This window comes from Prochlorococcus marinus str. MIT 0912, from assembly GCF_027359595.1.
In the GTDB taxonomy this organism is placed as follows: Bacteria; Cyanobacteriota; Cyanobacteriia; order PCC-6307; family Cyanobiaceae; genus Prochlorococcus_B; species Prochlorococcus_B marinus_C.
The window spans coordinates 577,076-602,201 of the sequence record NZ_CP114783.1 but is presented as its reverse complement, the minus strand read 5'-3'; the positions used below and the strand labels follow the sequence as shown (position 1 = coordinate 602,201).

34 protein-coding genes and 1 riboswitch are annotated in these 25,126 nt (G+C 37.0%); of the genes, 18 read left to right on the top strand and 16 right to left on the bottom strand.

The genetic code is table 11. From position 1 onward, the window contains the following. Positions 1 to 33 precede the first annotated feature (33 nt). From O5640_RS03825 to O5640_RS03805, 5 genes are all read left to right on the top strand, one after another. A complete protein-coding gene (locus O5640_RS03825; RefSeq protein WP_011294968.1) occupies positions 34 to 153 on the top strand; it encodes a high light inducible protein in 120 nt (39 codons plus the stop codon). Then, positions 153 to 299, top strand: coding sequence for a high light inducible protein (locus O5640_RS03820; RefSeq protein ID WP_269604620.1), 147 nt, complete (start codon positions 153 to 155; stop codon positions 297 to 299). The genes O5640_RS03825 and O5640_RS03820 overlap by 1 nt, the downstream gene beginning before the upstream one ends. Next, positions 299 to 424, top strand: a complete 126-nt coding sequence (locus tag O5640_RS03815) for a chlorophyll a/b-binding protein (protein WP_269613318.1) — start codon at positions 299 to 301, stop codon at positions 422 to 424. Before O5640_RS03820 ends, O5640_RS03815 begins: the two co-directional genes overlap by 1 nt. A 256-nt stretch (positions 425 to 680) precedes the next feature. Then, on the top strand, positions 681 to 1,100 hold the full coding sequence (locus O5640_RS03810) for a hypothetical protein (RefSeq protein WP_269613317.1): 420 nt from the start codon (positions 681 to 683) through the stop codon (positions 1,098 to 1,100). Beyond that, entirely contained in the window at positions 1,100 to 1,684 is a 585-nt protein-coding gene (locus O5640_RS03805) for a GIY-YIG nuclease family protein (RefSeq protein WP_269613316.1), read from the top strand. Before O5640_RS03810 ends, O5640_RS03805 begins: the two co-directional genes overlap by 1 nt. Here O5640_RS03805 and O5640_RS10840 read toward each other — a convergent pair. Then, complete coding sequence (locus tag O5640_RS10840; protein WP_420063694.1) at positions 1,681 to 1,815, bottom strand: helix-turn-helix domain-containing protein; 135 nt, start codon at positions 1,813 to 1,815, stop codon at positions 1,681 to 1,683. The two genes, O5640_RS03805 and O5640_RS10840, sit on opposite strands and share 4 nt — an antisense overlap. A 162-nt stretch (positions 1,816 to 1,977) precedes the next feature. Then, positions 1,978 to 2,136 (bottom strand): hypothetical protein, encoded by a 159-nt coding sequence (locus O5640_RS03800; RefSeq protein ID WP_269613314.1) that lies wholly within the window; start codon positions 2,134 to 2,136, stop codon positions 1,978 to 1,980. 214 nt (positions 2,137 to 2,350) lie between these two features. On the opposite strand from O5640_RS03800, the gene O5640_RS03795 reads away from it, so the two are divergent. The 3 genes from O5640_RS03795 (at position 2,351) to O5640_RS03785 (ending at position 3,370) form a co-directional block, all read left to right on the top strand. Further along, entirely contained in the window at positions 2,351 to 2,533 is a 183-nt protein-coding gene (locus O5640_RS03795; RefSeq protein ID WP_269613313.1) for a hypothetical protein, read from the top strand. Between the two features lie 255 nt (positions 2,534 to 2,788). Next, complete coding sequence (locus tag O5640_RS03790; protein ID WP_269613312.1) at positions 2,789 to 3,046, top strand: hypothetical protein; 258 nt, start codon at positions 2,789 to 2,791, stop codon at positions 3,044 to 3,046. An 84-nt stretch (positions 3,047 to 3,130) separates the two neighbouring features. Then, the gene (locus O5640_RS03785) at positions 3,131 to 3,370 is read left to right on the top strand and encodes a hypothetical protein (RefSeq protein WP_269613311.1); all 240 of its coding nucleotides are present in this window, start codon (positions 3,131 to 3,133) and stop codon (positions 3,368 to 3,370) included. Positions 3,371 to 3,374: 4 nt separating this feature from the next. Here the strand turns inward: O5640_RS03785 and O5640_RS03780 are convergent, their stop codons facing one another. Next, positions 3,375 to 3,572, bottom strand: a complete 198-nt coding sequence (locus O5640_RS03780; protein WP_269613310.1) for a hypothetical protein — start codon at positions 3,570 to 3,572, stop codon at positions 3,375 to 3,377. Positions 3,573 to 3,817: 245 nt separating this feature from the next. On the opposite strand from O5640_RS03780, the gene O5640_RS03775 reads away from it, so the two are divergent. Beyond that, complete coding sequence (locus tag O5640_RS03775; protein ID WP_269613308.1) at positions 3,818 to 4,039, top strand: carbonic anhydrase; 222 nt, start codon at positions 3,818 to 3,820, stop codon at positions 4,037 to 4,039. An 83-nt stretch (positions 4,040 to 4,122) separates the two neighbouring features. Here O5640_RS03775 and O5640_RS03770 read toward each other — a convergent pair whose 3' ends face one another. From O5640_RS03770 to O5640_RS03760, 3 genes are read right to left on the bottom strand one after another with little or no spacing between them, the layout of a single operon-like run. Continuing rightward, positions 4,123 to 4,455, bottom strand: a complete 333-nt coding sequence (locus O5640_RS03770) for a hypothetical protein (protein WP_269613307.1) — start codon at positions 4,453 to 4,455, stop codon at positions 4,123 to 4,125. A 21-nt stretch (positions 4,456 to 4,476) separates the two neighbouring features. After that, positions 4,477 to 4,680: a hypothetical protein gene (locus O5640_RS03765; RefSeq protein WP_269613306.1), complete on the bottom strand. Its 204-nt coding sequence runs from the start codon at positions 4,678 to 4,680 to the stop codon at positions 4,477 to 4,479. Beyond that, entirely contained in the window at positions 4,680 to 6,488 is a 1,809-nt protein-coding gene (locus tag O5640_RS03760) for a GmrSD restriction endonuclease domain-containing protein (RefSeq protein ID WP_269613305.1), read from the bottom strand. The genes O5640_RS03765 and O5640_RS03760 overlap by 1 nt, the downstream gene beginning before the upstream one ends. Positions 6,489 to 6,781: 293 nt before the next feature. On the opposite strand from O5640_RS03760, the gene O5640_RS03755 reads away from it, so the two are divergent. Beyond that, entirely contained in the window at positions 6,782 to 7,318 is a 537-nt protein-coding gene (locus tag O5640_RS03755) for a hypothetical protein (RefSeq protein ID WP_269613303.1), read from the top strand. Continuing rightward, positions 7,319 to 7,681, top strand: a complete 363-nt coding sequence (locus O5640_RS03750) for a hypothetical protein (protein ID WP_269613302.1) — start codon at positions 7,319 to 7,321, stop codon at positions 7,679 to 7,681. Between the two features lie 102 nt (positions 7,682 to 7,783). Here O5640_RS03750 and O5640_RS03745 read toward each other — a convergent pair whose 3' ends face one another. Further along, the gene (locus O5640_RS03745; RefSeq protein WP_269613301.1) at positions 7,784 to 7,981 is read right to left on the bottom strand and encodes a CCRG-2 family RiPP; all 198 of its coding nucleotides are present in this window, start codon (positions 7,979 to 7,981) and stop codon (positions 7,784 to 7,786) included. A gap of 188 nt (positions 7,982 to 8,169) precedes the next feature. Here O5640_RS03745 and O5640_RS03740 point away from each other — a divergent pair, with 188 nt between their 5' ends. After that, the gene (locus tag O5640_RS03740; RefSeq protein ID WP_269613300.1) at positions 8,170 to 8,409 is read left to right on the top strand and encodes a hypothetical protein; all 240 of its coding nucleotides are present in this window, start codon (positions 8,170 to 8,172) and stop codon (positions 8,407 to 8,409) included. 631 nt (positions 8,410 to 9,040) lie between these two features. Here O5640_RS03740 and O5640_RS03735 read toward each other — a convergent pair. Further along, the gene (locus O5640_RS03735; RefSeq protein ID WP_269613299.1) at positions 9,041 to 12,718 is read right to left on the bottom strand and encodes an ELWxxDGT repeat protein; all 3,678 of its coding nucleotides are present in this window, start codon (positions 12,716 to 12,718) and stop codon (positions 9,041 to 9,043) included. A gap of 206 nt (positions 12,719 to 12,924) precedes the next feature. Between O5640_RS03735 and O5640_RS03730 the strand changes: the two genes are divergently transcribed. Next, complete coding sequence (locus tag O5640_RS03730) at positions 12,925 to 13,242, top strand: AAA family ATPase (RefSeq protein ID WP_269613298.1); 318 nt, start codon at positions 12,925 to 12,927, stop codon at positions 13,240 to 13,242. On the opposite strand, the gene O5640_RS03725 is transcribed toward O5640_RS03730, so the two are convergent. From O5640_RS03725 to O5640_RS03715, 3 genes are all read right to left on the bottom strand, one after another. After that, positions 13,166 to 14,002, bottom strand: a complete 837-nt coding sequence (locus O5640_RS03725; RefSeq protein ID WP_269613297.1) for a hypothetical protein — start codon at positions 14,000 to 14,002, stop codon at positions 13,166 to 13,168. The genes O5640_RS03730 and O5640_RS03725 overlap by 77 nt on opposite strands. A 68-nt stretch (positions 14,003 to 14,070) precedes the next feature. Further along, a complete protein-coding gene (locus tag O5640_RS03720) occupies positions 14,071 to 14,253 on the bottom strand; it encodes a hypothetical protein (protein WP_269613296.1) in 183 nt (60 codons plus the stop codon). Between the two features lie 33 nt (positions 14,254 to 14,286). Continuing rightward, positions 14,287 to 15,078: an SIMPL domain-containing protein gene (locus tag O5640_RS03715; protein ID WP_269613295.1), complete on the bottom strand. Its 792-nt coding sequence runs from the start codon at positions 15,076 to 15,078 to the stop codon at positions 14,287 to 14,289. Positions 15,079 to 15,411: 333 nt separating this feature from the next. Here O5640_RS03715 and O5640_RS03710 point away from each other — a divergent pair, with 333 nt between their 5' ends. Genes O5640_RS03710 through O5640_RS03700 form a run of 3 tightly spaced genes read left to right on the top strand, consistent with a single transcriptional unit; the run spans position 15,412 to position 21,444 of the window. Further along, a complete protein-coding gene (locus O5640_RS03710; protein ID WP_269613294.1) occupies positions 15,412 to 18,186 on the top strand; it encodes a class I SAM-dependent DNA methyltransferase in 2,775 nt (924 codons plus the stop codon). Between the two features lie 2 nt (positions 18,187 to 18,188). Continuing rightward, complete coding sequence (locus O5640_RS03705) at positions 18,189 to 20,255, top strand: DEAD/DEAH box helicase (protein WP_269613293.1); 2,067 nt, start codon at positions 18,189 to 18,191, stop codon at positions 20,253 to 20,255. Beyond that, entirely contained in the window at positions 20,248 to 21,444 is a 1,197-nt protein-coding gene (locus O5640_RS03700) for a GIY-YIG nuclease family protein (protein ID WP_269613292.1), read from the top strand. Before O5640_RS03705 ends, O5640_RS03700 begins: the two co-directional genes overlap by 8 nt. A 47-nt stretch (positions 21,445 to 21,491) precedes the next feature. Here O5640_RS03700 and O5640_RS03695 read toward each other — a convergent pair whose 3' ends face one another. Then, positions 21,492 to 21,644 carry a hypothetical protein gene (locus tag O5640_RS03695; protein ID WP_269613291.1) on the bottom strand — a complete coding sequence of 51 codons (153 nt, stop codon included), beginning with the start codon at positions 21,642 to 21,644 and terminating at the stop codon, positions 21,492 to 21,494. A gap of 87 nt (positions 21,645 to 21,731) precedes the next feature. Continuing rightward, a riboswitch (cobalamin riboswitch) is annotated at positions 21,732 to 21,879 on the top strand. 10 nt (positions 21,880 to 21,889) lie between these two features. On the opposite strand from O5640_RS03695, the gene O5640_RS03690 reads away from it, so the two are divergent. Further along, the gene (locus O5640_RS03690; protein ID WP_269613289.1) at positions 21,890 to 22,522 is read left to right on the top strand and encodes a HupE/UreJ family protein; all 633 of its coding nucleotides are present in this window, start codon (positions 21,890 to 21,892) and stop codon (positions 22,520 to 22,522) included. A gap of 96 nt (positions 22,523 to 22,618) precedes the next feature. Here O5640_RS03690 and O5640_RS03685 read toward each other — a convergent pair whose 3' ends face one another. The 3 genes from O5640_RS03685 to O5640_RS03675 all read right to left on the bottom strand — a co-directional run bounded on the left by O5640_RS03685 (position 22,619) and on the right by O5640_RS03675 (position 24,259). Beyond that, positions 22,619 to 22,921: a DUF3303 domain-containing protein gene (locus tag O5640_RS03685; RefSeq protein ID WP_269613288.1), complete on the bottom strand. Its 303-nt coding sequence runs from the start codon at positions 22,919 to 22,921 to the stop codon at positions 22,619 to 22,621. A gap of 706 nt (positions 22,922 to 23,627) precedes the next feature. Then, positions 23,628 to 23,855, bottom strand: a complete 228-nt coding sequence (locus O5640_RS03680) for a CCRG-2 family RiPP (protein ID WP_269613287.1) — start codon at positions 23,853 to 23,855, stop codon at positions 23,628 to 23,630. 188 nt (positions 23,856 to 24,043) lie between these two features. Further along, a complete protein-coding gene (locus O5640_RS03675) occupies positions 24,044 to 24,259 on the bottom strand; it encodes a hypothetical protein (protein ID WP_269613286.1) in 216 nt (71 codons plus the stop codon). Positions 24,260 to 24,446: 187 nt separating this feature from the next. Here O5640_RS03675 and O5640_RS03670 point away from each other — a divergent pair, with 187 nt between their 5' ends. Then, entirely contained in the window at positions 24,447 to 24,671 is a 225-nt protein-coding gene (locus O5640_RS03670; protein WP_269613285.1) for a hypothetical protein, read from the top strand. Positions 24,672 to 24,797: 126 nt separating this feature from the next. Here the strand turns inward: O5640_RS03670 and O5640_RS03665 are convergent, their stop codons facing one another. Continuing rightward, positions 24,798 to 25,016 (bottom strand): CCRG-2 family RiPP, encoded by a 219-nt coding sequence (locus tag O5640_RS03665; RefSeq protein ID WP_269613284.1) that lies wholly within the window; start codon positions 25,014 to 25,016, stop codon positions 24,798 to 24,800. Between the last annotated feature and the right edge of the window lie 110 nt (positions 25,017 to 25,126).

Below are 25,126 nucleotides of genomic sequence, written 5' to 3'. Positions count from 1 at the left end.
ACCAATAACTACTAATAAGTAACTACTAAAACAATGCAACCATCTAACAAAACAATTCTAGAAAGAAGCATCGGCAGACCAGCCATGATGGCATTCGTTCTTCTAACAGGTATCTACCTCACAACCGGTCAACTTATCCCAGGTGTCGTTTAATGACTACTCAAAACAACAACAACAGAAACATCGATCCTGAAAAGGTAACTGCAGAAAGACTTAACGGCTATGCAGCTTTGTTTGGATGCATTGCTCTAGTCGGTGCTTATGCAACAACAGGCCAAATCATTCCAGGTTTCGTGTAATGGATAAAACAAATAACTACTGGAAAACAGCCGAGCAAATGAACGGCCGTCTTGCGATGATGGGCTTCTTTGCAGCTGTGATTAACTACGGAATAACAGGCTGGATCATTCCAGGAATTGTTTAACTCTGATTTTTAAAATCTAAGAAAAAAGGTCTCTTCTCTGTCATTACGGAAGAGGCTTTTTTTATTGCTTTGGGTGCACTAGGTCGCAGGTTCGAATCCTGTCGCCCCGATCAGTCAGAGACAGGTTTCCCAGCCTGTCTTTTTTAATGCCAATTTTTGGTTGAACCCAAAGCTGAACCCAAAAGTTAGATGGAATAAGGGAAGTTAACTTGATTTAACGGACTTAGGCATAATGGAAGAATGGATCAGCTTATAAATGGCAAACTCTAATTGGCTTTCAAGGTGGGAGGAGGAACCAGTAAATTCAGATCCTCCCGAAATTGTAGAAAAAGAAGAGGAGGAGAATTGGCAAGAGACACGAGAAGCGTACGAACTTTTCAAGGTAAATCCAATTCAAAAAGAAGGAGAGTCAGAGGAGGAGTTTGCCTATCGTCGTAAATCTTGGGAATTTCAAAAAGAGGAATACCAGCAATATTGGAAAGACAAAATAAAAAATTATCCAGACGCACGAAAAATTAAAGAAGATAAGGAAAAAAGAGAGAGATTAGAAAAAGAAGAAGATGAACGACTAATGGGGCAATGTCCAACTACTCCCGAGATCCATTACGGGCCTAGAGGTGGTACATACACAAAAGAAACTAATAGTGATGGCAAGCCTTATCGGAATTATTTCTAATGAGCGGATTCGTTTACCTGATAAGAAATAAGGATCTTTATAAGATCGGTATCACTCAAAATCTTCAGCAACGTATGAAGGCTCTTAAGCCAGATGAAATTATTTCGACGTTAGCAACAGACGATTATGAGCAATTAGAAAAAGACTTACACAAAAAATATAAAGATGTACGAATACCCCAGACTGAATATTTTCGACTTACTCCCTCTCAGATAAAAGACTGCAAATATTCTTTAAAAGGTAACTTTGTTACTTCAGCAAATTTTGTCACTTCTACAGATGAAACAGACATAACAATTCTTTTATGCACTTCATTAGCAATTCTTTGGGGACCGATATTTTTTATTGGTGGTTTTTTTGACTTATTTAATTCTGGAGATTGGAAATCTGTTTACGAATGGCCAGCAGTTGCTTGGAGCCTATTTTGCGCAGCAATATTCTTTTTTCTGGGGATAGCATCATTTTTCTCCAAGGAAGAGGAGGAGGGGAAGTCGGATGTAATTAAAGGCTTCTTTCTAACTTCTGTAATAGCAATAGTTCAGTTGCTACTACTTGCTGATACTTGGACTAGCCCATTTGCTTAAGCCATAGACCACCGCCTAGCAGTAGTTGGACTTACCCCATAAATATCAGCAATCTTTTTCCAAGTCCAGCCGTAACTTCTATACCTGTTAATTCTGGTTTTCTTAGTGTCTAATGCCCAGATAATCAGCATTACTGTTAGCAAAAATAAATCAATTAGAGAAGTAAAAAGGAGCCTTTTTAGACTCCTTTAAAACAATATTTTTATAGATCTTCTACCAAACAATAGATTTAAGGTTGTTGTTCTTGCGCTAGTAAATTAGTTGCTCCACGAAAGGGCCGGAAGGATGATGCATTATCTCTCTGCGGCATCGCCGACTGTGCGCAATAAACCTCTACGAGCTATTGGACCAACAATAAAACCTCTACTAGTTAAAGAGTTCATAGCCCCTTGATGCATGCTTCCACCGTTTACGTCAGCTAGTTGATCAAGAGTGAGTTCAGTGTTTTTCATGGCTATTAAAAGAAGAAAGGTTTAGAGCAATAGGACGGAGGTGTCGGTGGGTCCGTGTCCATGTACTTACTATCTCTCCAATCAATGACTGAGGTATTGATCTGGTTCAGCTAGTCCTGTGAGGTTGGTCACAAGTGATATTTCAAGCTTTTACCTTCCTCAGACAGCAATAATGACCACTGCTACAAAGTAAAGACCATATAGGAAACATCTAATGTCAGAAGAAGAACTAAATCAAGAACTCTCTACTGATGAACTCAAAGATGTTGCTGGTGGAGCAAAGACAAAGATAAATGCCGAACAGCTTCTTGAAATTGGTTCAGGGACTTCAGTAAAGAAAGGATTAGAGGACCTAGATACTCAAGCTAAGTTTGACATCAACAATGACCAAAAGTAGCCAATCAAAGGTTCTTTCCATAGAGTTGATTGTGGGTCATCCGAAGGCTCGATAATTCTTTAGCGTTAAGCTTTAAAAGATAGGGACACCTGTGTCTCTAAGTCTTGAAATAAGCTGATATAAGATCGATTATGGCTGAATCAAGCGAAAACCAAAACAACTGAAATGGTTAACTAAAGTGTCTACAATTTTTACTTTCCTCAGACAGCAACAATAACCACCGCTAAAAAGTAAAGACCATATAGGAAACATCTAATGTCAGAAGAAGAACTAAATCAAGAGCTATCAACTGATGATCTAAAAGATGTTGCTGGAGCAGGCTTTGACCCCTCCCAATTTGACAATTCTACTTGGGCTAAAAAAGGTCATGGTAAAGGTGAAAAGCCAGGTGCAGGCTATTCTTTCAATCCTATGAAAGTTGGTATGGGTGATAGTCAATTTGAGGATCCAACTAAAGAGGCCTGGAGATTAAAGAAAAAAAGAGAAGGTAAAGGTGATGAAACTAAAAAATGATCCGTCAGATATTTCAAGCTTTTACCTTCCTTAGAAAACACCAATAACCACTGCTAGAAAGCAGAAAGTTTAGAGACGAATCTCATGTCAGAAGAAGAACTAAATCAAGAACTCTCTACTGATGACCTAAAAGATGTTGCTGGTGGAATCAGAGTTGGTGGGAATGCCAAAAATAAAAGGCGGATGAAAATTGATAATAAAGATTTTACGGATGAATCTGTAATACCTAAAGGAGGCTTTGGTTATTCTTTTCTAGGAGGTGATATAGATGGAAAAACTTTGTCGGAAGATGAAAGTCGTTGGGATGAAACAAAAAATCAATAGTTAATTAAAATTTCTCAAAGTTTTGCTCTCGAATCGGGTTACTTGGTCGCCATTGAATAATTCCCATGATGTGATCAGACAGTTTTTGTTTTCCTCTTGGATGAAATTTGAGCATATCTTTACCATTAACATTGACTAGGTAGTCATCAAGCCAGCCATCCCTTTTTAAGCGATACAAGGTGCTCCTGGACTTGTAGCCCAAGATCTTAGCGGCCTCAGCAAAGGTGCAAATGGGGTTCATGGTTGATTGGATGTGGTGTGAGCTTAATTAGTCTTAATTGCTGGTATGACTTGTTATTTCGTGATAAAATATTCAGTTTTTAGTTAACTGTCCCAACTTGAAAAGGTTATACCTACTTAAAATTCGAGCGTCGAATATCCCCTTGAACGATTCGCGAGTAAGGACCCAAGAAAAGCGTTAGAACGTAGTTAAGAAGTGTTCCAAGCATGTCACTACGTCATCCTATCTTTCATAGAACAATCCTTGCTCTCTTTTGGGATTCACAAGAAGCTGGCTATGAACACCCAACACTTGAGAATTTAGAGAGCTTTAGAGAAGAGTTAATCCAGGAACTAGAAGAAGGAATACTCCCGATCATTGAAAAACGCTGCTATCAAAATCCTTCTGTGAAACGAAATGAAGAGGAATCTGAAATCCCACAGTGTTAAAGGGGGGGGGGAGTAGGAAAAATGATTCTGTAGGTCTGTTATCTCTAGCCTCTAGATGTTCCTTTTGCTTTCATGAACTTCTATTATTCCAGTTCTCCCTTTTTAACTTTTGCTCTAATTAATTTGAGTAGTTCAATTACTCTTTTATCTTCAGGGTCAGAGTAAGGTGAGTTCCAACGATGATGACGCTGTAAAACAAATAAAGCGCAGCGAAGTTCTGTTAAAGAAGCATTAAGCGGATCCTTTAATACTTTACTTCTTGTCTCAAAAGCAGTTTCAGAGTCGCCACATACCTCATAAGCATTCATTGTTAGTGCAAATCCCATCCATGTCTCTTGATAATCAGAGGATTTATCTTCTGGATTAGGAATCTTTTCTAAATCAAGATTCTCGTTAGGAATTAATTTAATCTTCACGCGATAAAGAAAATTTCATTGTTAGAGATAAGCTGCTCCTAGTATTTCTTCTTCTGTTACTTCTCCTGTTGTAACTAGGCTTTTCATTCTTTCGAAAATCGTCATAGCAAGCTTTGGCTCCTTATTCCAAAGCGCAAATTTACGGAACTCTTTTAACTCCGAAAAGCTTAAGCTCTCAAACTCCTTGGATTTATATATCAGTAGGTGTTCCTCTATTTCACTCATTAAAGAGACCCAATCCATTTCTTAATCTTTAAAGCAATTAATTTACGCCGTTCATCTAAAAAACTCTCATAATTTAAATCTGGAGTATTGAGTATTGAAAGCGGAATGCAATTCATTTCTAGATTTCTTTCAAGCTCTGATTGGTCTGTAATGCCTCCATATCGTTTAGGACCTCCTTTGCATTGATTCAGAACCTCGGAAATGTAGACCTCAGGAGCCTTGTCGGAAATAGCAATATTAATTTCAGTTTGAGTAATTACAAAATTTGCAATTTGATTGTATTTACCACGTTGATAACCAAGTCTTTGTAGATGTTTTCTTGGAAAGAAATGATGCTTATCTCCTTGATTCTGCATCAAGCTACTAACGGTAATGTGTGATGATAAAAATCCTTGATCTCCTGCTTTAACTTGTGCTGCTTGATAAGCAATAAAGTAAGGACTATTAGAAGAGGATGTATCCATAGATTGTGGAAGCATTGCTGTCCAGTAGGTGTCAGGGAATTCAGTCTCTAAAATAGTTTCAGCAAAAGCCGTCAATCCTTGCTCATTGATTTGTCGAATATCTTGATCAAATCGACTCTCTGGACTTCCTGAATAACGTCCTTTAAGGATTGACATCGCAAACCAGCGTCTTACTAATTTCTCAAGGTCATCGGCTGGGACCTTTTGACGACGACCGACTAGATAAAAAATGTAAGCGAAGTTAACTGCATTTCTACTGCGTATAAGGTCACTAGTAATGAATCCTGCTGAGCGCAGAATCATCGTTAATCGATCGAAATGAGTTTTATTAATGAAGTTGTAGACACCTTGCTCAAGTTTTTGGAATGATTCTGCAGCGATCTCTTCTTCGTATTGACGTGTTTCGAAATTCCTTCCTGATAGTAATGCAACAAGATCTTGAAGTTTCCCTCTCCCAAACTCTGAAGTAAATGCAACCCTAAGCATGTCTGTATAAGTCGGGTCATAGATGTCATCGTTGACATCCTTTAGCCATGACATCTTTTGAAAAAAGGGAGTACTTGCAAAGACTTTATCGTTTTCACTTATCTGCGAATAACACTCTGGTGCGACAGCTAGATTGCAAAAATATTCAATAGCTTTGCGCAGAGTATTACCGCCATAACTTTCATTAACTGCAATCTTTGACATCGCAAAGTCAGCCTGTGAAAGTTCTGCTCCAGCAGAGTTAACTCTTATAAAAATCTCAGTCACAGTCTCTATATCAAGGTCTTCTGCCAGTTCAATTAATCCAACTTGATTATTTAAAATTTTTAGTAATTTTTGAATTGATTTACCAACAGTCTTTCTATCTGCTGTTGGATTCCGTTCCATATATTCTTCAATAACGTCTAATAAATCATTATCAGAATCAAACAAACTAGAAATATCTGGGACCCATTCTGAACTCTTTAGGATCGCTGGGTTGCTAACTTCAAATATTTTTTCGTCGTCAACAGCTAAAGGGTTAAATGCGATTTTGATACGAATGCTTGAATAGTTTTTGTTTATGACTTTTTGTCCAAGCAAAGCAGCCATTAAAGCTGTAACTCTTTGTTGACCATCTATAAGAATCCTTTTACCAGCAGAAGTGGATCCATCTTTTAATTTGACAGTTGGGTTCCTCCAAGCAATTAGGTATCCGACAGGGAACCCTCTGTAAAGAGAGTCCATTAAATTTCGAACTTTCGTCGAATCCCAAACAAAAGGTCTTTGAATTTCAGGTATAGCAATCTCACCACTCTTGACCCATGTAAGAAGAGTATCTATCGGATGGGGAGTAACTGAATAACGTTGACTAGACAAATGAAACTTGAATGAAGTCGAATGACTGATTAATTTTTATTCTAATAGTTCACTTTGTTGATGATCGTTAATTCAAGTTCTATTGAAATTACTTTTTAAGTGACTTGTTCTCTTCCTTGAGTTCCTTAGTCCTCTTCTCAACAGCCCATTTAATAAAAAGACTAAGTAAGTGGTGTCAGACTCCACCGCCTAGCAGTAGTAGGACTAACAACGTAAATATCAGCGTAACTTTGTTTACAGCAAGAAGATTAGTTGTACTAGATCAGCTAGAAAGGGAATAAGTAAAGGATTGAATGAAACGCCTACTACTTGCACCGCTGCTGATCGCACTTACTGGTTGTTCTAATGATCTATCAGTTAAAACAAATGTTGGTGAGAAATATATTGTTAAAAACTCCTCCGTAGAGGTTTTACCTTTTAAATGGAAGTCAACTCATAATCGTGATTACGAAATACCTTTTAACGAATTACCTAATAAACCCGATACAGCCAAATTCTATAAATGCCTAGAGTCAGCTAAAAGATTTAGTAGTCAAGCGGAAATAGATTATTTTAGTTCTAATTGTTTGATGTATGATAAAAGAATTAAGCCACAAGGTGTTTATAAAAAATTATATAAAAAAGATATTGGTAGCATTGTTTATTTTACTCCGATTTATGTTGATTTAAATGGTAATAAAATTGTATTACCTAGGGATACAGTTACTTGTTATAACCCAGAATATACAGCTAAATATAAAAGCTATATAGAAAAGATAATGCCTCCAAGGTATTCTTCGAGTAGTTGGATTACCTCGAAGGCTATTTGCAATAAATACGCCAAGTTCTAAATGAACCGCTTTTTACTACTGGCACCGCTTTTAATTGCTTTATTCGGCTGTTCAAACACTAGCTATCAATCAAGTTTTGAAGCTGAAAAAGCTTGTGAAGAATGGGCAAGCAAAAGGGAGATTTTTATCTATAAGGAAGATATTGATAATGAAGAAGTAATTAGACTATATGATTTAGGACTGGCAGAAGGACGCAAATGGGAAGAGAAATCAGTGACAAAAGAAATAAGATATTGCATGATTGATCTTGCAACAAAAAAATATTTAGGATTTGAATATAAAAATATAGATGAAAATAAAATTTATAATGAATATCAATTCAATCAAATGCAACCAGAATTGATTAAAAGATTTAGTTTTTGACTTAATAAAACGTCTATTGCGTCTATTGGGTCATAAGAAGAAAGCACCCATCTCTGAGTGCTTTTAGAACTATTTATTAATCAAGTGGGTTCTATTTACTTTTTAAATATCATCTCCATCTGTTGGCACAATTATATTTGTTTGATTTCTTGTCTTTCTTCCTCTAAAGCAATGGACACTGTCATGCAAGCCGGTTATAAATTGAGGATGAATGATTTGTTTAAAACCATCAAGTTTGGCAAAAACACCTCCACCAGCGACTTCAGCTAATTGATCAAGAGTGAGTTCAGTGTTGTTCATTGTCTTAGTTAGTTGTGAGGGTTGAATCCCTTCAATGTAGTTATTATCTCTAGAATCAATGACTCACGTATTGATCTGGTTCAGCTAGTCCTGTGAGGTTGGTCACAAGTGATATTTCAAGTTTTGACGCTCCTCAGACAGCGACAATAACCACTGCTAGAAAGCAGAAAATTTAGAGAGAAAATCTCATGTCAGAAGAAGAACTCAATCAAGAGCTTTCAACTGATGATCTAAAAGATGTTGCTGGTGGAATCAGAGTTGGTGGGAATGCCAAAAATAAAAGGCGGATGAAAATTGATAATAAAGATTTTACGGATGAATCTGTAATACCTAAAGGAGGCTTTGGTACTTTTCTAGGAGGTGATATAGATGGAAAACCTTTGTCGGAAGAAGAAAGTCGTTGGGATGAAACAAAAAATCAAAAATAGTTAAATTAAAAAATTGTGATTCAAAAAAGAAAATTTGGATAAATTTGAATAATTAAAGGTTCTTTCCATAGAGTTGATTGTGGGGCATCTGAAGGCTGGCGATTTCGTTAGCGTCGAGCTTTTAAAAATAGGGACACATTTGTCCCAAAGTCTTGAAATAGATTGATATAAAAGCGATTAGAGAGAATTAACCAGAACCATTAGTTTAGGTGTTGGTTTTGGATGCGATTACCTGTTGACGGTCTCCACTGGATGATCGAATTAATGTAATCACCCAATTTGGGCTTTCCCTTGGGTTTCATATCTAAGTGATCTTTACCTGCATAGTTAATGATGTAATCACTCAACCAGCCATCCTTTTTTAAGCGATACAAGGTGCTTCTGCTCTTGTAATTGAGCAGTTTGCTCGCCTCTGCAAAAGTACAAATGGGGGCCATAGTTAACCAAAAATAGTGTTTTTGTTAAGTGAGCTTAAATTGGTTTATTTGTTGGTATGACTTGGTAATTCGTGATAAAATATGAGGCTTTTGTTAACTGTCCCTACTTAAAAAGGTTATACCTACTAAAAATTTGAGGATCGAATCTCCCCTCTGAGAAAGTCAAGCAAAGGACCCGTTGACAAATAAATTGATCAACTCAATCCAGTCATTTCAGTAAAGAGAGCATCATTTTCATCTGAGATAGCAAAATTCATGAGAACGTCTGATCTGCTCTGTTCTTCTTTATTTAAACTTCCCACCCAATAGTTAAAACCATCTTCATCTGGTAAACGATCAAACACATTGCGATATAGCGTCGTGACATATTCTTCAGTGGTCACGTTCTCTCCATAACGACTTTTAAATTCAGCTGATCGAACAAATGATGCAGCAACAACTTTCTTTGTATTAATCCCAGAACTATAGACATTAATCCAATATTTCAAACCTTCGGCATCAGGGAATCGTTTAAAGGCAGCGTTATAGAGTTGGAACATTTCACCAGAGGGATCAGTTAATCCAGTGACTTGATCAAAGGTCGCTTTAATATCAGCAATAGCACTGACATCACGTAAGGCACTTGTTGTGTCTTCTCCAGAAAATCTCAATAAGGGATAGCCAGTGATGTCGTCATAACCAGAGTCAGTCTTGATTTCATATTTTCCATTGCCTCTGTTGTAGAACTTGTATTCATGATAATTACCGCTATAGGTTTTAACGACGTCTACTTTTGATGCTTCTACGGTTTGATCTGAGAATTGAATGTATTCAATATTTTTGAGAGTATCTGTTCCATCAGTTGTTCCTGTTGTCCTTTGGTCGGCGATTTCCAGAGTATTTGTTCCACGGGTAAAGGCGTAGTCTGAAAACTTTCCTGAGAAAGTGACAGTATCTGTTCCACCTAGACCATCGATAGCATCATTCCCAATCGTAGTTTGAATGGTGTCATCACCTGCACTTCCCGTTATAGTGGGCTTAAAGTCATTGGGATCATCAATGATCACATCATTGACGGACAGGATAAGACCTTTTTCATAAGTCTCACCACCACTATCTTTACTTTGTAGACGGATGTTGTAAGTCGATTGAGTTTCGTAGTCAGGAGAAGCTTTGATTTTTAAGGATGATCCATCAATGATGAATGCGTTGTTATCTGTATCACCATTACCATTGATGAAAGAGAAAGTATGAGTATCAGTTGCATCAGCATCGGTACTCGTGAGAATTGCAATCGTTGAGTTGGCATTGATATTTTCATCAAAGGATGATGCTGTTAGGGATATTGAGGTTGGAGCATTCAGATCATTGACTGAGAAAGTGAATGTTTTCTCATAGGATTCACCACCATTATCTAGAGTTTTGACTCTGATGTTGTAAGAAGATTTTGCCTCGTAGTCTGGAGAAGCTATGATTTTGAGTTGATTCCCATCAATGCTAAACGACGCATTATCACCTGAACCTGTACCAGTAGTTAGAGAGTAAGTATGTGTATCTGAGCTATCTGGATCAGTTGTTGATACGGTTGCAACGGTTGATCCTCCTGCAATATTTTCATTAAAGCTTGCGCTACTTAACGCAATTGCGGTTGGGATGTCATTTAAATCATTCACCGAGAGAGTGAAAGCTTTTTCAATACTTTCGCCTGCAGCATCTGTAGTTTTTAAGCGGATGTTGTATGAGGATTTTGTTTCGTAATTTGGAGAAGCTTTAATATTTAATTGATTTCCGTCAATCTTGACGAAAGAATTATCACTATCTCCAACACCATTAACTAAAGAGTAGATATGTGAATCTGAGTCGTCTTGATCAATTGTTGATAATGTAGAAACAGTTGTATAAGAATTAATGTTCTCATTAAATTGATTGCTATCTAAGACAATGTCTGTTGGAGAATCATTTAAATTATTGACTAAAAGAGTAAAGCTATTGTCAAAATTCTTACCACCACTATCGAGCGTTTTAAGTCTAATATTGTAAGAAGATTTAGTTTCATAGTCAGGAGAAGCTTTGATTTTCAAGGATGATCCATCAATTATGAATGCGTTGTTATCGGTATCTCCAGTGCCATTAATTAAAGAGTAAGTATGACTATCAGTTGCATCAGCATCGGTACTTGCGAGAACTGCAATTGTTGAGTTGGCATTGATATTTTCATCAAAGGATGATGCTGTTAGGGATATTCCGGTTGGTGCGTTGAGATCATTGACTGCGAGATTGATAGCTTTTTGATAAGTTCCTCCCTCACCATCATCAGTTTGCACTCGAATGGAATAGGAGGATTTGGTTTCATAATCAGGAGAAGCCTTAATCTTTAGGCTATTTCCAGAAATCGTAAAAGCACTGTTATCAGTTGATCCAATACCATTCACCAATGTGTAGGTATGACTATTTCCTATATCACTATCAGTTGTCGTTAAGTTTGAGACAGTTGAACCTGCTGCAATATTTTCGTTAAAGCTTGAGGATGTAATGCCTATATCTGCTGGAGTGTTGTTAGGTCCAAGGCTCCAAAGTTCTATACCATTACTACCGTTATTGTACGTAAAATAAAGAGTATCTCCAATAGCGGTCATATCGCTTAGAACCGAATTACCATTACCAGCTGTAAGGTTTTGAACTAAGACAGTACCTGCTTCTGTCCCGTCAGTCTTCCATAATTCTGTCCCGTTAGTACCATCATTAGCTGTGAAATAAAGTGTATTACCAACTCCCGTTAGATTAGAAGGATTTGAACCATCTGAGCCAGGATAGATATCTTTAACTAAGACAGTACCAGCTTCTGTGCCATCTGTTTTCCAAAGCTCTCTATTAACTGTATTGTATGAGTATCCTGTTCCTGCCGTAAAATAAAGAGTATTGCCAACAACTGTAAGTGACTGTGGAAACGAGCCATAATAATGTCCGTAGCTAGTATCAATATCTTTGACCCTGCTGTATATTGTTCCATCAGTTTTCCAAAGTTCTGTCCCTTCATAAAGTGATTGACCAGAGAAGTAAAGTGCATTACCAAATGAAGTCAACTCACTTTGTGACATGACAGGAAAGTATCCCGAACCATTAATGGGATAAGTAGCCACTTCAATGGTTCCAGATTCTGTCCCGTCAGTCTTCCATAATTCTGTCCCGTTAATACCATCATTAGCAGTAAGATAAAGCGTATTACCAACTGCGGTTAGAGAGTCTGGAAATGAGCTGCCAGATCCAGAATAAATGTCTTTAACTAGGACAGTACCTGCGTCGGTACCATCTGTTTTCCATATTTCTGTACCGTTAATACCATCATAAGCAGTAAAATAAAGAGTATTACCAATAACTGTTAGATTGCTAGGTGTTGAATGACCTGGTCGTTGATTAATATCTTTTACTAAAAGTGTTCCAGATTCTGTTCCATCTGTTTTCCATAGCTCGAAGGAGTGAGTTCCATCATCAAAACTAAAATAAAGGGTATTCCCCACAGCAGTGAGATTGTGAGGGCTAGTACCTGTTCCAAAATTTTTTACCCTTACCGTTCCCGCTTCTGTTCCATCTGTCTTCCAGAGATGTATTTGCCCAAAATCATTTTTTGCCCCGAAATAGAGTGTTGACCCTACAGACTCTAGATTTGGATCACGATTCAACCAGAAACTCGTATCTAAGGAATCGCCTACACCTGTATTGATATCTTTGACCATAACGGTCCCAGACTCTGTGCCATCTGTCTTCCAGAGTTCGTAGCCGTGAACATTGTCGTTAGCAAAGAAATAAAGGCTTGATCCAAAAGCCCCTAGAACTCTTGGACTTGAACTCCCAGAACCTAAATAAATATCTTTTACAAGCTTTGGCGAACTCATAAATATCAGTCTTTTCTTGGGAAGAGAGACTTATGATTATTAGCCAGATTGCATCTTACCTGCTGGATTAATGCTAGTAAGAATCTCATGAATAATAAATTGCTAATTCAATTCTGATTAATTATTTCTAGTCAACACTAGATTGTCTAGCTTGATACAAAGAATATATGTTTCTTAAATTAATAAATAGAATATGAAGATGGTGGGTGTTAGTAGGAAAAGTCCCAACGCCAGTTGATGAACTTCTAAAAAACAAAAAACCAACAGAGTGGATTGTTGATTCCTTCGGTGCTAAGGGTGCAGCTGTCTTGCTAGCAGGTGATAAAGGAAGTGTTAAATCTGCATTTTGTTATCGCTTAGCAGAATCAGTATCCAAAGGTGATGTATTTCTTGAGCAACTAGAAACTGTTCAGTCGAAAGTAGAAGTAGTAAGCGTTTCATGGAAGATTAATAACCAGATTCAAGTTGACGTATGCGGAAATCTTGCATTGAGTCTGTATGTCTTTGATATTGTTGTTGATTGAATTGTTGATTTTGTTTTAAATGATTTTGATAATCTTGTGAGGCAGGGCTATTCGATCCATAGTTGTTTGGGGATGTAGGAGTAAAGATGTAGTTATTTCTTTGTTGAAGTGCATTATTTAAAGGAGCCAATGCACCACTTATAGCTCTTGCTCGTGCAGCAGGATCGTACGAGTTCGTTCTGTCATCACATCTTTTTGTCGCACCACCAAGCGGAACTGCGCCTGTGCATTTTATCCATAATGATCCTCCAATCCAGGTCTCTATATCATCTTGAAAGTTCATAGCAGCTCGGTAACCTCCTCTTGTTCCATGCTGAAGCGTGATTTTTGCAGCTTTTAATTCTTTAGTCGAATCCCATGGCATTTTGAGTGGCCATAGGGAATTATTGTCTGCCTCTGTTCTTTCTTTATCCGATTCGTAAATAAAAGTGTATTGATACCACCAATACTGAGTACCCATAAAACCCCAGTTGCCAATAATTTCATATTTAATGTCTTTTATTTTTTTTAGTTCTAAACCTTTCCCCTCATTAACTGTTAATAGACCATTTTTAAATTGAATTAGGCACTCAGTCTTATCTTCTTTTGATACTTCCCCACAAAAACCCTCATAAACAGTATTAGATGGATTAAGCAGCAATTGATTACTTTTTTGCTCGGTATTAACGACCTCCTCCACGCTGACTTCAGCATCTCCAAGATCAGCCAATACAGGTAAAGAAACACCAAGAAGCAATGGAAGTATTAGTAGACGGCGCATTTAAAATTATTCTTTTAACCTTTCTAGCCGATCTAGTTCACTTCATCTTCTTGCTGTAAGCAAAGTTACTAAGCCGCTTTTACTTTGTTTGATTTTGCATAGAGATCAGTTGTTGCATCTGGAGTAAACCTTGCATAATTCTGGAGGTGTACTTCAACTGTGTGGCCCATCGCTGAGGCAATATTGGCAACTGGAAAACCCTGAGCATGGGATTGTTTGGAGTAGCGATGTCTAAATGAATATGCTTTCAAACTTTCTTTTTTAGTATTTTTTACAACGTCTTATTAATTGACTTCGAATGTGACTCCCATCACAGCAGTGATGTCTTTTTTGATTGTGCTTGTGTCGTAAGACCCCCAACTACTCACTCTTGTTGAGTTCGGTACTGTGATTTGAAATACGCCAGTATTAACCTTTCTTACACTGCCAAGTTCTGAACCCGTTTGATAGACAATAGCTTCAGCTCTTGTATGTGCATCCTTTGTAGCTTTTGCAAGCATATCTACTCGTTTGGCTGGGAGTTTTGTGTATGTAAATTCTGGTCGACTTGGCCTTACAAGAACTCCTTTACCAAGTAATTCACTCATTTGTCTATATGTTTGATCAATATTAAAAACATCATTGCTTTCAATTTCGATCCATTGAGTAGTGACCCATTTCTTAGAAATTATTTCACCTGTTTTAGGGTTTTTGTTTATTTCTTTTGAGGTTGAGGCAGGTAATAGAGCAACTGATTGGTAGTCATTGTTATTGACGTCATAACGATCTAGGAAAGTCATTGTTTTTTCGATAGATACTTTGTGTTTTTTATATGAATCAATCTGAGAATTTCCTATCGTTTCAACCTTGATGTCCCATTTTGCAAAATCACTTTCTATTCGTTCTGTACTAGCTCCAGTAACTGTGATTGTGTTCGCCGCAAGTTTTAGACCGTCAACTAAAATCTTTGATGCACTTGTAAATCCAATAAGCCCACCAATTGATAAAACTGTTGTGGCAAAAACTAGAGGAGGAGTGCGTCGAATAATTTCAAGCGCATTAAAAGGTAAAGCTCTTATGAGAGATAGAACTTTCATTGGATTCAATTGTGAGGAGTTGTATCTAGCGAAAAATCAATTCAATTAGATGAATCTCTGGCTTTCTGTGATTGACCAAGGAACTGGTATTTCGCTTCCCATCGGTACATCATTAGATGTTGTGCCGATTTGTGAGTTGGTTCCTGATTGTGCAATATCTTGATTGGGCTCGCAAGAGGTCGAATGTACTATTTTGTTTTTGCTGGCTTTAATCCAACTGGGAAATGATTTCAGCGTAAGATTTAATTAATCTCTGAAATTATTTGCGACTATCTTTTATAGAATGTTCAATAAAAGTAATATATTGATTTATTAGGAGAAATTAATTTTCTTATGAATGCTGTTGAAATCGAGGAAGAAGTCTCTTCTTTAGCAACACAACCTTTTGATGCAAATACTTTTTCTTATGATTTTTTGAGTGCCTTTGGTATTAAATCAACAACTATAAAAAAGCTGCGAACTGGTATTTCTAATAAATCTGATTTAGGAGGAATTTTATTAAGAAACAATATTCATATTTCTGTGTGTGCTGTGGGCAAAGTTAATACATCTATCTTTGCTCTTAAAGAGAGCTTAGCGACTAAGAAGAATAAGGTTAAGTATGTTTTAGCGACTGATGGTAAAGAACTTCAAGCTGAAGATCTAAATACTGGTGATTTTATTTCTTGTGAGTATTCCAATTTCCCTGATCATTTCGGCTTTTTTCTTTCTCTTGCAGGTATTTCAAGTGTTAAACAAATCAATGAGAACGCTTTTGACGTAAGGGCAACAGGAAGGCTAAACAAACTCTATGTTGAGCTGCTTAAAGAGAACCCTGATTGGGGAGCGAGTGAGAGAAGAGAGGAAATGAATCATTTTATGGCACGAATTATTTTTTGTTTCTTTGCTGAAGATACTGACATTTTTGGACCTGAGATATCTTTTACAAAAACAATAGAACAGATGAGTGAAAAAGATTCATCTAATACTTCTGAGATCATCTCAGAAGTATTTAGATCAATGAATATACCTAAAGATAGTCGCCAAGAAGCTTTGATTCCTCGATGGGCGGATGTTTTTCCATACGTCAACGGCGGGCTTTTTTCAGGTAGTTTTGAAGTGCCTTTTTTTAGCAAGATCGCTCGTTCTTATCTAATTCATATTGGGAATCTTGATTGGAAAAAGATTAATCCTGATATTTTTGGTTCCATGATTCAAGTGATCGCCGATGAAGAAGAAAGAGGTTTCCTTGGAATGCATTACACAAGTTTACCGAATATTCTTAAAGTATTGAATCCTCTTTTTCTTGATGATCTAAGAAGTCAACTTCAATCTTCTGGAGATAATGATCGAAAGCTTATTAATCTTCGCAAAAGAATATCGAAAATAAGAGTATTTGATCCGGCTTGTGGTTCTGGGAATTTTCTTGTGATTGCATATAAAGAAATGAGAAATATTGAAGATGAAGTTAATCGTCGAAGAAATGAGATCGGACGAAAGTCTGATATCCCATTGACAAATTTCAGAGGAATAGAAATAAGAAATTTTTCTACTGAAATTGCAAGACTTGCACTGATTATTGCTGAGTATCAATGTAATGTTCTATATCTTGGTCAAAAAGAGGCTCTTGTTGAGTTTCTTCCCCTTGAGGCTAATAACTGGATTACTTGTGGGAATGCTTTACGTCTTAATTGGTCAACTCTTTGTCCTAATAAAGGTAGAGATTCACAAAAACTTGGAGATAATTTATTTGATATCTCAGATGATAGAGGCGATATTTCTTTTAAAAATGATGGTGGAGAGACATACATTTGTGGGAACCCTCCGTATGTTGGTTTAAGTTCACAAACTGATGATCAGAAGGCAGACCTAAAAGCCCTTTTTGAAGGGCGATCAAAATATTTGAAATCATTTGATTATGTAATGGGATGGTTCTTTAAAGCTAATGAATATATCCAGAATAATGATTCAAAAGTAGCCTTTGTCTCTACAAACTCTATTTGTCAAGGTCAATTAGTTCCAATGTTTTGGCCACTTATTCTCAAGAATGATATTAAAATTTTCTTTGCATATACATCATTCAAATGGAGTAATTTGGCAGCCAAGAATGCTGGTGTAACGGTAGTTATCCTTGGTTTATCAAAAGAATTGAGACGTAAATATCAACTTTTTGGAATAGGTAAAGATGGAAAAACTCTTGAAAAACTTGTTGAAAATATTAATCCATATCTTGTACCCGCTAAGGATATATATATAGAGCCGATTGCCAAGAACCCGACTGATAGACCATCAATGATCTATGGCAATAAAGCTACCGATGGAGGGAACTTGATCGTCTCACAAGAAGAAGCGCGTAGGATGGTTAGGGAAGAACCTTTAGTCGAGTATTTCCTAAAACCTTATTTTGGCTCTGCAGAGTTCATTAATAATACTTCTAGGGTTTGTATATGGGTAGACGATAATGAAAGAATTGAGGCAAATCAGTTGTCATGTTTGAATGATAGATTCAATAGTGTTGCAAAATTTCGTTCGTTAAGTAAAGCAAAGGAAACTAGACAAGCAGCAGAGTTTGGATATCGCTTCCGTCAAATACAAGGGAGACCAGGAGAAACAGCAATTATTATTCCACGGGTGTCGAGCGAAATGAGAGCTTATATTCCTGTTGGACTATTGTCAAAAGGAGCGATTATCTCAGATTCGGCTTTTGCAATATATGAACCACAGTTGTGGGCTTTTGCAATTTTATCTTCTCGTCTACATATGACATGGGTTTCAGTTGTATGTGGGAAATTAGAAACTCGACTTAGGTATTCAAATACATTGGGATGGAACACCTTCCCTCTCCCTTTCTTGACAGAAAAGAATAAAATAGAGTTAAGTCGATGTTCTGAGAATATTCTCCTGGCTCGCGAAAATTATTTTCCTACTTCTATTTCTCAACTTTATGATGTTAATCAAATGCCAGATGATCTTTTAAACGCACACAAGCAAAATGATGAAGTTTTGGAACGAATTTATATTGGCCGTTGTTTTAAAAATGATACAGAAAGGTTGGAAAAGTTATTCCAACTTTATGTTAAATCAAATTCTCTCAAATACTCAAAAAATAATATTAAGGATAAATTCTAATTATGACTACTACAAAATCCATACCATCTGTATCTGTTGCATACGCTCGTACTGGAAAATCAACAAAGTCTAATGAACTAGGTATGCGTCCAATGCAGGAGCGTGCCTATTCCAAAAGAGGTGAACAATACTTACTGATTAAGTCTCCTCCTGCTTCAGGTAAAAGTCGGGCACTTATGTTTATTGCTTTAGATAAAATTCATAATCAGAATATTCGTCAGGCTATTATTGTCGTCCCGGAACGATCCATTGGTGCAAGTTTTCATGACGAACCATTGAGTAAGTTTGGATTCTTTTCTGACTGGAAGATCAGCCCTAAAAGAAACCTATGTGATGCTCCAGGTTCAGATGGTGGAAAAGTTAAAGCAGTTAAAGCCTTCTTAGATAGTGATGATTCTGTAGTTGTATTAACACATGCAACCTTCCGTTTCGCAGTCGATCAATTTGGTATTGAAGTATTTGATGATCGACTAATCGCCATAGATGAGTTCCATCATGTCTCGGCGAATCCTGATAATAAATTGGGTAATCATCTAGCAAAATTCATTACTCGTGATCGAGTTCATATTGTTGCTATGACTGGCTCATATTTTAGAGGGGATGCTGTTCCAGTTCTAAAGCCTCAAGATGAAGAAAAATTTGAGACTGTAACGTTTACATACTATGAACAACTAAATGGCTACGAGTACCTTAAACAACTTGATATTGGTTATTTTTTCTATTCAGGTCTTTACGCAGATGATATCTTGAAGGTTTTAAATCCAACAGAAAAAACTATTATTCATATTCCTTCTGTAAATTCTAGAGAAAGTACAAAAGATAAACTTCGTGAAGTGGATCACATCCTTGAAGAACTTGGCGAATTTGATGGATTAGATAAAGATACAGGCTTTACTTTGATAAAAAGAAAGGATGGAACTACTCTCAAAATTGCTGATTTGGTAGACGATGATATTACTAAACGTGAGCGGGTAATAACTTCCCTAAAAGATCCCAGCCAAAAACAAAATAAAAATCATGTAGATATTATTATTGCCTTAGGAATGGCAAAGGAGGGGTTTGATTGGATTTGGTGCGAACATGCACTTACTGTTGGTTATCGTGCGAGCCTAACCGAGGTTGTTCAAATTATTGGTCGTGCCACAAGAGATGCTCCGGGTAAAGAGAGTGCTCGATTTACTAATTTAATTGCAGAACCGGATGCTTCTGAACAAACCGTGACAGAAGCTGTTAACGATACCTTAAAGGCTATTGCGGCAAGCTTATTAATGGAGCAAGTGCTTGCCCCTTGCTTTAACTTTAAACCTAAAATTTCTAGAAGTTCACCTACCGAAGGTTTTGATTATGGAGAGGATGGATATGATCCTAATAAAACTAATGTTGGTTTTAATGAAAAGATTGGTCAGGTTGAAATAGAGATTAACGGATTAGTTGAACCTACAAGTGAGGAGGGTAAAAATGTTTGTGAGAATGATCTGGATGAAATTATTGCGACATTTGTTCAAGATCCATCAGTAGTTGAGCGTGGACTATTTGATCAAAATCTCGTACCGGAGGAATTAAATAGTCTCCAGATGGGGAAAATTGTCAAAGAAAAGTATCCTAACCTTCCAGAAGAAGATCAAGAAGCTGCACGTCAACGTGCTATCGCTAAGTTTGTTTTGACTCAAGAAGCAAAGGGAATAGGATTAGGAAAATCAACTTCAGTAGAAAACAACAAAAAAGAAATTTCTCATACCGCTTTTATTGAGGGTGTACGAAAATACGTTACTGATGTTAGAGATTTAAATATTGATTTGATTGAGCGAATTAATCCTTTTGGAGAAGCTTATTCGATTTTATCTAAGGCAATGAGTGAAGAGAGTTTGATGCAAATTCATTCAATTATCTCCTCCAAGCGTATATCTATGTCAATAGACGATGCTCGTGATTTAGCTAAACGGGCATTGAAGTTTAAGGAGGAGAGAGGTAGAAATCCCTCTATGACATCTCAGGACCCTTGGGAACGTCAGATGGCGGAAGGAGTTTCTTTCCTGCAACGGAAAGTGGCGGATGGTTCTAATGCCTGAATTAACTGACGAGGAACTTTTAGCTGCGCTGGATATAAAAGTTGAAAGCAAACCTCAGCCTTCTCTTACCTCTCTTGAAGATCATGTGATTGCAGGATTTAAAGAGATTCAGAATTTCTACAATGAATATAATCGAGTTCCAATTAATGAAGAAGGAAGAGATATTTTTGAACGTTTGTTTTCTGTTCGCCTTCAAAGAATACGGCAATTAAATGATTACTTATCTCTCTTAGAACCACTTGATCATCAAGGCTTATTGACTAAATCAGTTATAAGTCAGGATTCTGATTTGAATGAGAAAGTTGATGATCAAACTTTAATTACCAAATTAGGTATTGATAAAGTATTGGACGGCATAAATCAATTAAGACATGTTCGTTCAAGTGAAGAGAGGCGTATCGCGGAGGAGATAGCTAAGCGTGAATCATGTTCTAATTTTGCAAAGTTCAAACCAATATTCGAAAAAGTCAAATCCGAACTTGATCAAGGTATTAGAGAAACAGTTCGTTTAAGCAAAAGACCTGAGATAAATGTAGGTGATTTTTTTATTCTTGGTGGTCAGAAAACATATATTGCGAATGTAGGAAAAACATTTATGCAAGAATATGGAACAAGTGATGCTCGTCTTTACATAATTTTTGACAATGGCACTGAGAGCAGAATGTTAATGCGTTCATTGCAACGTGCTTTATCGATGGACGATGGTGCAAGACAAATTACTAATACGACCTTAGGCCCACTTTTTGCTAGTCAGCCTGAGAAAGGAGATAAAGAAAGTGGGACAATTTATGTCTTGAGGAGCATGTCAAATCATCCTGCTATTGTCGAGAATCGTGAGCTGTACCATAAAATAGGAGTAACAACAAGCACTATTAAAAAGAGAATTTCTAATGCTAAAGATGACCCTACTTTTCTAATGGCAGAGGTAGAAGTTGTTGCAAGTTATAAGCTTTTTAATATAAAACCTAAAAAACTGGAACATCTTATTCAGAAGATTTTTGGATTAGCGAAATTAGATATTCAGATTCCAGATAGATTCGGAAAACCATATTCTCCACAAGAATGGTTTATGGTTCCTCTTCAATCAATTGAAACAGCTGTTGAAAGGATCAAGGATGGAACTATTACTAGATATCGATTTGATCCTCTAACTGCAAGACTGATCGAAAGGAGTGATTCTTCTAAATAAATGTATTAAACCTCAATTTATAAGGGGGGGGGATGTAGGGAAAATGATTAGGGAGGTCCATATAAAAACTTAGGTCTTCCTTTGTTACCAGATTTTATTGGTGTTCTGCTAAGTAAACCGACTTCGAACATTTCAATTGATCTATGTCTTGCACACTCATACGAGGTGCCAATTTTTTCTTGCATCCATACTGCGTCCATGAACTACCTGAGATAAAGGGATCTAAGGGAATTTAACGGATTTAGGTGTAACGGTGCTATTACGTTCTAATTATGTTTGGCACTCGCGGGTTAAATTATTTCTGAGGTTCGAATAGTGATCAGCTATTTGAAGTAATGGGGAAAAGTGGTGCGAATCCACTGCTGTCCCGCAACTGTGATGTATCGATCTTCTTCGATACCAGTCAGAATGCCCGCCTTATTTACTATTCGACGAGGATCGACTTATGAGGTTTCACTTTTTGGTGCGCAAGTTTTCTCTTGCAGTTTTAACTCCATTATTTTTATTACTTACCTTTTTATCTAACACAGCTTTAGCTCATCATCCTTTTGGAATGGGAGAGAGTACTGATCTTTCAGCATGGCAAGCTCTTTTTAGTGGTATCGGTCATCCATTACTTGGACCTGATCATTTGCTTTTTATGTTAGGAATTGCTCTGGTGGGATTAAAGAGATCCATAAAATGGATTCTCCCACTTTTAGCTGTTGGATTAGGAGGAAGTGCACTAGTACAACTACAGCCCTTACCTGATTTACTAGCTCCTTGGGCCGAAGCACTTGTCTCTCTAACTTTGGCTGTAGAGGGCTTAATTATTCTGAATCTTGTGAGCACTAAATGGCTTTTGCCGATGTTTTCATTACATGGCTACTTACTTGGAAGCACTATCGTTGGAGCAGAACCTACACCGCTGATTGGTTACTTTTTAGGCCTTCTTCTTGCACAACTATTCTTACTTTTACTGGTCACACAATCTACTCAATCAATTATTGATAAGTTTGGATTGAATGGTCGCAATTTATTTGCAGGAATTTGGATAGGAATAGGACTTGCTTTCTCTTGGGTTGCTGTAATCCCTTAAGTCTTTTGGATGACTGTTGCTTGTAAACTAAAAGCTCGGTTGACAGTCGATTTATTAGGGGGCTAACTGCCCCCCTTTTTATTCGGCAAGAAAGTTTTACGACTTGATCTCGTTGTGAACCTCTAGAAACTCACTATCTGTAAGTACTGGAACCACTTCAATATCAACTCCAAATCCAGCACACCATGGATGACAAGATTTCCAAACGGCTTTGTGATCTGAGGCTTTAACGATTTCCCATCCGTTAGCACCTTCAGGATTTACAACTCTAAGGACGACCTCGAAACCTTCAAATTTGTCATATTCAGCACCGCCTTCAAGATATTCAGCAAATGCATCACAGCCTTTTATATGTGCTTCTTGATTAGGAAACTGCCAATGAACTACGTAAGTTTGCATTAATTAAAATTAGAAAAATTTATTACACCACAGTTTTTAAATTAATGATGTTCTTTAAAGAGGAAAATGTTGAGAAGGCAATGAGCTAAAGAAAAGATTGGAAAGCCCTACCTGAACCGAACAGCAGTTTTAAATCAATCCTTTTTATTTTTATTGCATCGAAGGGCTGGAATGTTCAACCTTGTCTCTTCGATAATTTCCTCACACAATTTTTAGTTAACCCTCCATCGTGGGGGTTTTCTATTGCAAAGCTCAAAATATACGAATTAGAGAACCTTACGAGTCAGCTTCCCTCGGTTAGGACCTAAAGCTGTTAGTTTGCTTTCTTCGTTTTTATCCAATGTTGGATGAACTTAGAGAAACAACACGCCAAACTTTTAAAACTTCAAGCCAAGGCGGATGCTTGTACATCAAGAAAAGAGGCTCTAAAAATTTTAAAAAAGTCTGATAAGGCTATCCATAAACTTTCTAGGCCATAGACTACCGCCTAACAGTAGTAGGACTTACGCCATAAATATCAGCGATTTTTTTCCAACTCCAGCAATAACTTCTATATCTGTTAATTCTGGTTTTCTTAGTATCCAACGCCAGATAAACAGCATTAGTGGAAGCAAAAAGGAGCCTTTTCAGACCCCTTTAAATAATATCTTTTGGGTATCTTCTACAACAAATAGCTTTATTCCTCTCCTTCTTGAGCGTCTAAATATCAGCACATTGGTACTTCAAGCATAAAGTTTTTTACGACATCTTTTTGAAAACTAGTTACTGGACCTGTAGTCCAAACACTTGTAGTACCTCCACTTGTCCAAATATTGGGTTTTCTATTAAATCTTCTGGTTTGCATGAACTTGCCGTAGTTGTGATCGCGTATATCCGCCCAACGTCCACCAGCAACTTCAGATAGTTGATCAAGAGTGAGTTCAGTGTTGTTCATTGTCTTAGATAGTTGTGAAAGTTGAATCCCTTCGATGTACTTACTATCTCTCCAATTAATGATTGAGGTGTTGATCTACTTCTGCTTAATCTGTGAGTTTGGTCACATGAAGTGAGCAAGGAAAAAGCACCCAATGAATGAGTGCCTTTAGATGATTTGATTGATTAATCAATTAATTATCAATGTAATCAAAAACGATTTTCACTTCTAAGTGCGTATTGTTGTTGCTTAAAGCTATCACCTCCCGCACCAGTTGTGAATGATTTGACTGAGCCACCAGCGTCACAAATCTCTTGCCATTGAGGATTTGTTTTTTTGAAATTAACGTATCCGTTCCAAGTAGTGTAATGAGGTCCACCAGCGATTTCAGCTAATTGATCAAGAGTGACTTCAGTGTTGTTCATTGTCTTAGATAGTTGTGAGGGTCGTTTCCCTTCGATGTACTTACTATCTCTCCAATCAATTACTAAGGTATTGATTTACTTCTGTTGAATCTGTGAGGTTAGTCACAAGTGATATTTCAAGGTTTTACCATCCTCAGACAGAAACAATAACCACTGCTAGAAAGTAAAGACCATAGAGAAAAATCACATGTCAGAAGAAGAAATGAATCAAGAGCTATCAGCAGATGATCTAAAAGATGTTTCTGGCGGTGTTGTTGATTTTGGTGGTAGTCAATTTAAGCCAAAAGCAAATAAGGGTTGGTGGACTGTTGATGGAGCAACTTTTAGAGGGAAATTTAAATCTTTAAGAAATCGGTTTCGTAAAGGAGGAGGCAAAGCAAATAATTTAGTTGGTCAAGAACAACAACCTTAAATCTCTTTTTTGTTAGCAGATCTATAAAGATAATATTAAAGGAGCCTTTTCAGACCCCTTTAATATTATCTTTTGGTATCGTCTACCACAGATAGCTTTATTCCTCTCCTTCTTGACGTCTAAATATCAGCACATTGGTACTTCAAGTATAAAGTTTTTTACGACATCTTTTTGAAAACCAGTTACTGGACCTGTAGTCCAAACACTTGTTGTACCTCCACTTGTCCATATATTTAGTTTCTTAAATTGAGGGTGAATGACTTGTTTAAAACCATCAAGTTTGGCAAAAACACCCCCACCTGAAACTTCAGATAGTTGATCAAGAGTGAGTTCAGTGTTGTTCATTGTCTTAGATAGTTGTGAAAGTTGAATCCCTTCGATGTACTTACTATCTCTCCAATCAATTACTAAGGTATTGATTTACTTCTGTTGAATCTGTGAGTTTAGTCACAAGT

Coding starts and splice junctions, on each gene's coding strand:
- O5640_RS03810 (WP_269613317.1), top strand. CDS start 681: ATGGCAAACTCTAATTGGCTTTCAAGGTGGGAGGAGGAACCAGTAAAT.
- O5640_RS03825 (WP_011294968.1), top strand. CDS start 34: ATGCAACCATCTAACAAAACAATTCTAGAAAGAAGCATCGGCAGACCA.
- O5640_RS03740 (WP_269613300.1), top strand. CDS start 8,170: ATGTCAGAAGAAGAACTCAATCAAGAGCTTTCAACTGATGATCTAAAA.
- O5640_RS03665 (WP_269613284.1), bottom strand. CDS start 25,016: ATGAACAACACTGAACTCACTCTTGATCAACTATCTGAAGTTTCAGGT.
- O5640_RS03755 (WP_269613303.1), top strand. CDS start 6,782: ATGAAACGCCTACTACTTGCACCGCTGCTGATCGCACTTACTGGTTGT.
- O5640_RS03765 (WP_269613306.1), bottom strand. CDS start 4,680: ATGAGTGAAATAGAGGAACACCTACTGATATATAAATCCAAGGAGTTT.
- O5640_RS10840 (WP_420063694.1), bottom strand. CDS start 1,815: ATGCTGATTATCTGGGCATTAGACACTAAGAAAACCAGAATTAACAGG.
- O5640_RS03800 (WP_269613314.1), bottom strand. CDS start 2,136: ATGAAAAACACTGAACTCACTCTTGATCAACTAGCTGACGTAAACGGT.
- O5640_RS03725 (WP_269613297.1), bottom strand. CDS start 14,002: ATGCGCCGTCTACTAATACTTCCATTGCTTCTTGGTGTTTCTTTACCT.
- O5640_RS03785 (WP_269613311.1), top strand. CDS start 3,131: ATGTCAGAAGAAGAACTAAATCAAGAACTCTCTACTGATGACCTAAAA.
- O5640_RS03710 (WP_269613294.1), top strand. CDS start 15,412: ATGAATGCTGTTGAAATCGAGGAAGAAGTCTCTTCTTTAGCAACACAA.
- O5640_RS03805 (WP_269613316.1), top strand. CDS start 1,100: ATGAGCGGATTCGTTTACCTGATAAGAAATAAGGATCTTTATAAGATC.
- O5640_RS03745 (WP_269613301.1), bottom strand. CDS start 7,981: ATGAACAACACTGAACTCACTCTTGATCAATTAGCTGAAGTCGCTGGT.
- O5640_RS03815 (WP_269613318.1), top strand. CDS start 299: ATGGATAAAACAAATAACTACTGGAAAACAGCCGAGCAAATGAACGGC.
- O5640_RS03670 (WP_269613285.1), top strand. CDS start 24,447: ATGTCAGAAGAAGAAATGAATCAAGAGCTATCAGCAGATGATCTAAAA.
- O5640_RS03675 (WP_269613286.1), bottom strand. CDS start 24,259: ATGAACAACACTGAAGTCACTCTTGATCAATTAGCTGAAATCGCTGGT.
- O5640_RS03750 (WP_269613302.1), top strand. CDS start 7,319: ATGAACCGCTTTTTACTACTGGCACCGCTTTTAATTGCTTTATTCGGC.
- O5640_RS03685 (WP_269613288.1), bottom strand. CDS start 22,921: ATGCAAACTTACGTAGTTCATTGGCAGTTTCCTAATCAAGAAGCACAT.
- O5640_RS03690 (WP_269613289.1), top strand. CDS start 21,890: ATGAGGTTTCACTTTTTGGTGCGCAAGTTTTCTCTTGCAGTTTTAACT.
- O5640_RS03795 (WP_269613313.1), top strand. CDS start 2,351: ATGTCAGAAGAAGAACTAAATCAAGAACTCTCTACTGATGAACTCAAA.
- O5640_RS03790 (WP_269613312.1), top strand. CDS start 2,789: ATGTCAGAAGAAGAACTAAATCAAGAGCTATCAACTGATGATCTAAAA.
- O5640_RS03705 (WP_269613293.1), top strand. CDS start 18,189: ATGACTACTACAAAATCCATACCATCTGTATCTGTTGCATACGCTCGT.
- O5640_RS03820 (WP_269604620.1), top strand. CDS start 153: ATGACTACTCAAAACAACAACAACAGAAACATCGATCCTGAAAAGGTA.
- O5640_RS03695 (WP_269613291.1), bottom strand. CDS start 21,644: ATGGACGCAGTATGGATGCAAGAAAAAATTGGCACCTCGTATGAGTGT.
- O5640_RS03775 (WP_269613308.1), top strand. CDS start 3,818: ATGTCACTACGTCATCCTATCTTTCATAGAACAATCCTTGCTCTCTTT.
- O5640_RS03715 (WP_269613295.1), bottom strand. CDS start 15,078: ATGAAAGTTCTATCTCTCATAAGAGCTTTACCTTTTAATGCGCTTGAA.
- O5640_RS03700 (WP_269613292.1), top strand. CDS start 20,248: ATGCCTGAATTAACTGACGAGGAACTTTTAGCTGCGCTGGATATAAAA.
- O5640_RS03680 (WP_269613287.1), bottom strand. CDS start 23,855: ATGAACAACACTGAACTCACTCTTGATCAACTATCTGAAGTTGCTGGT.
- O5640_RS03735 (WP_269613299.1), bottom strand. CDS start 12,718: ATGAGTTCGCCAAAGCTTGTAAAAGATATTTATTTAGGTTCTGGGAGT.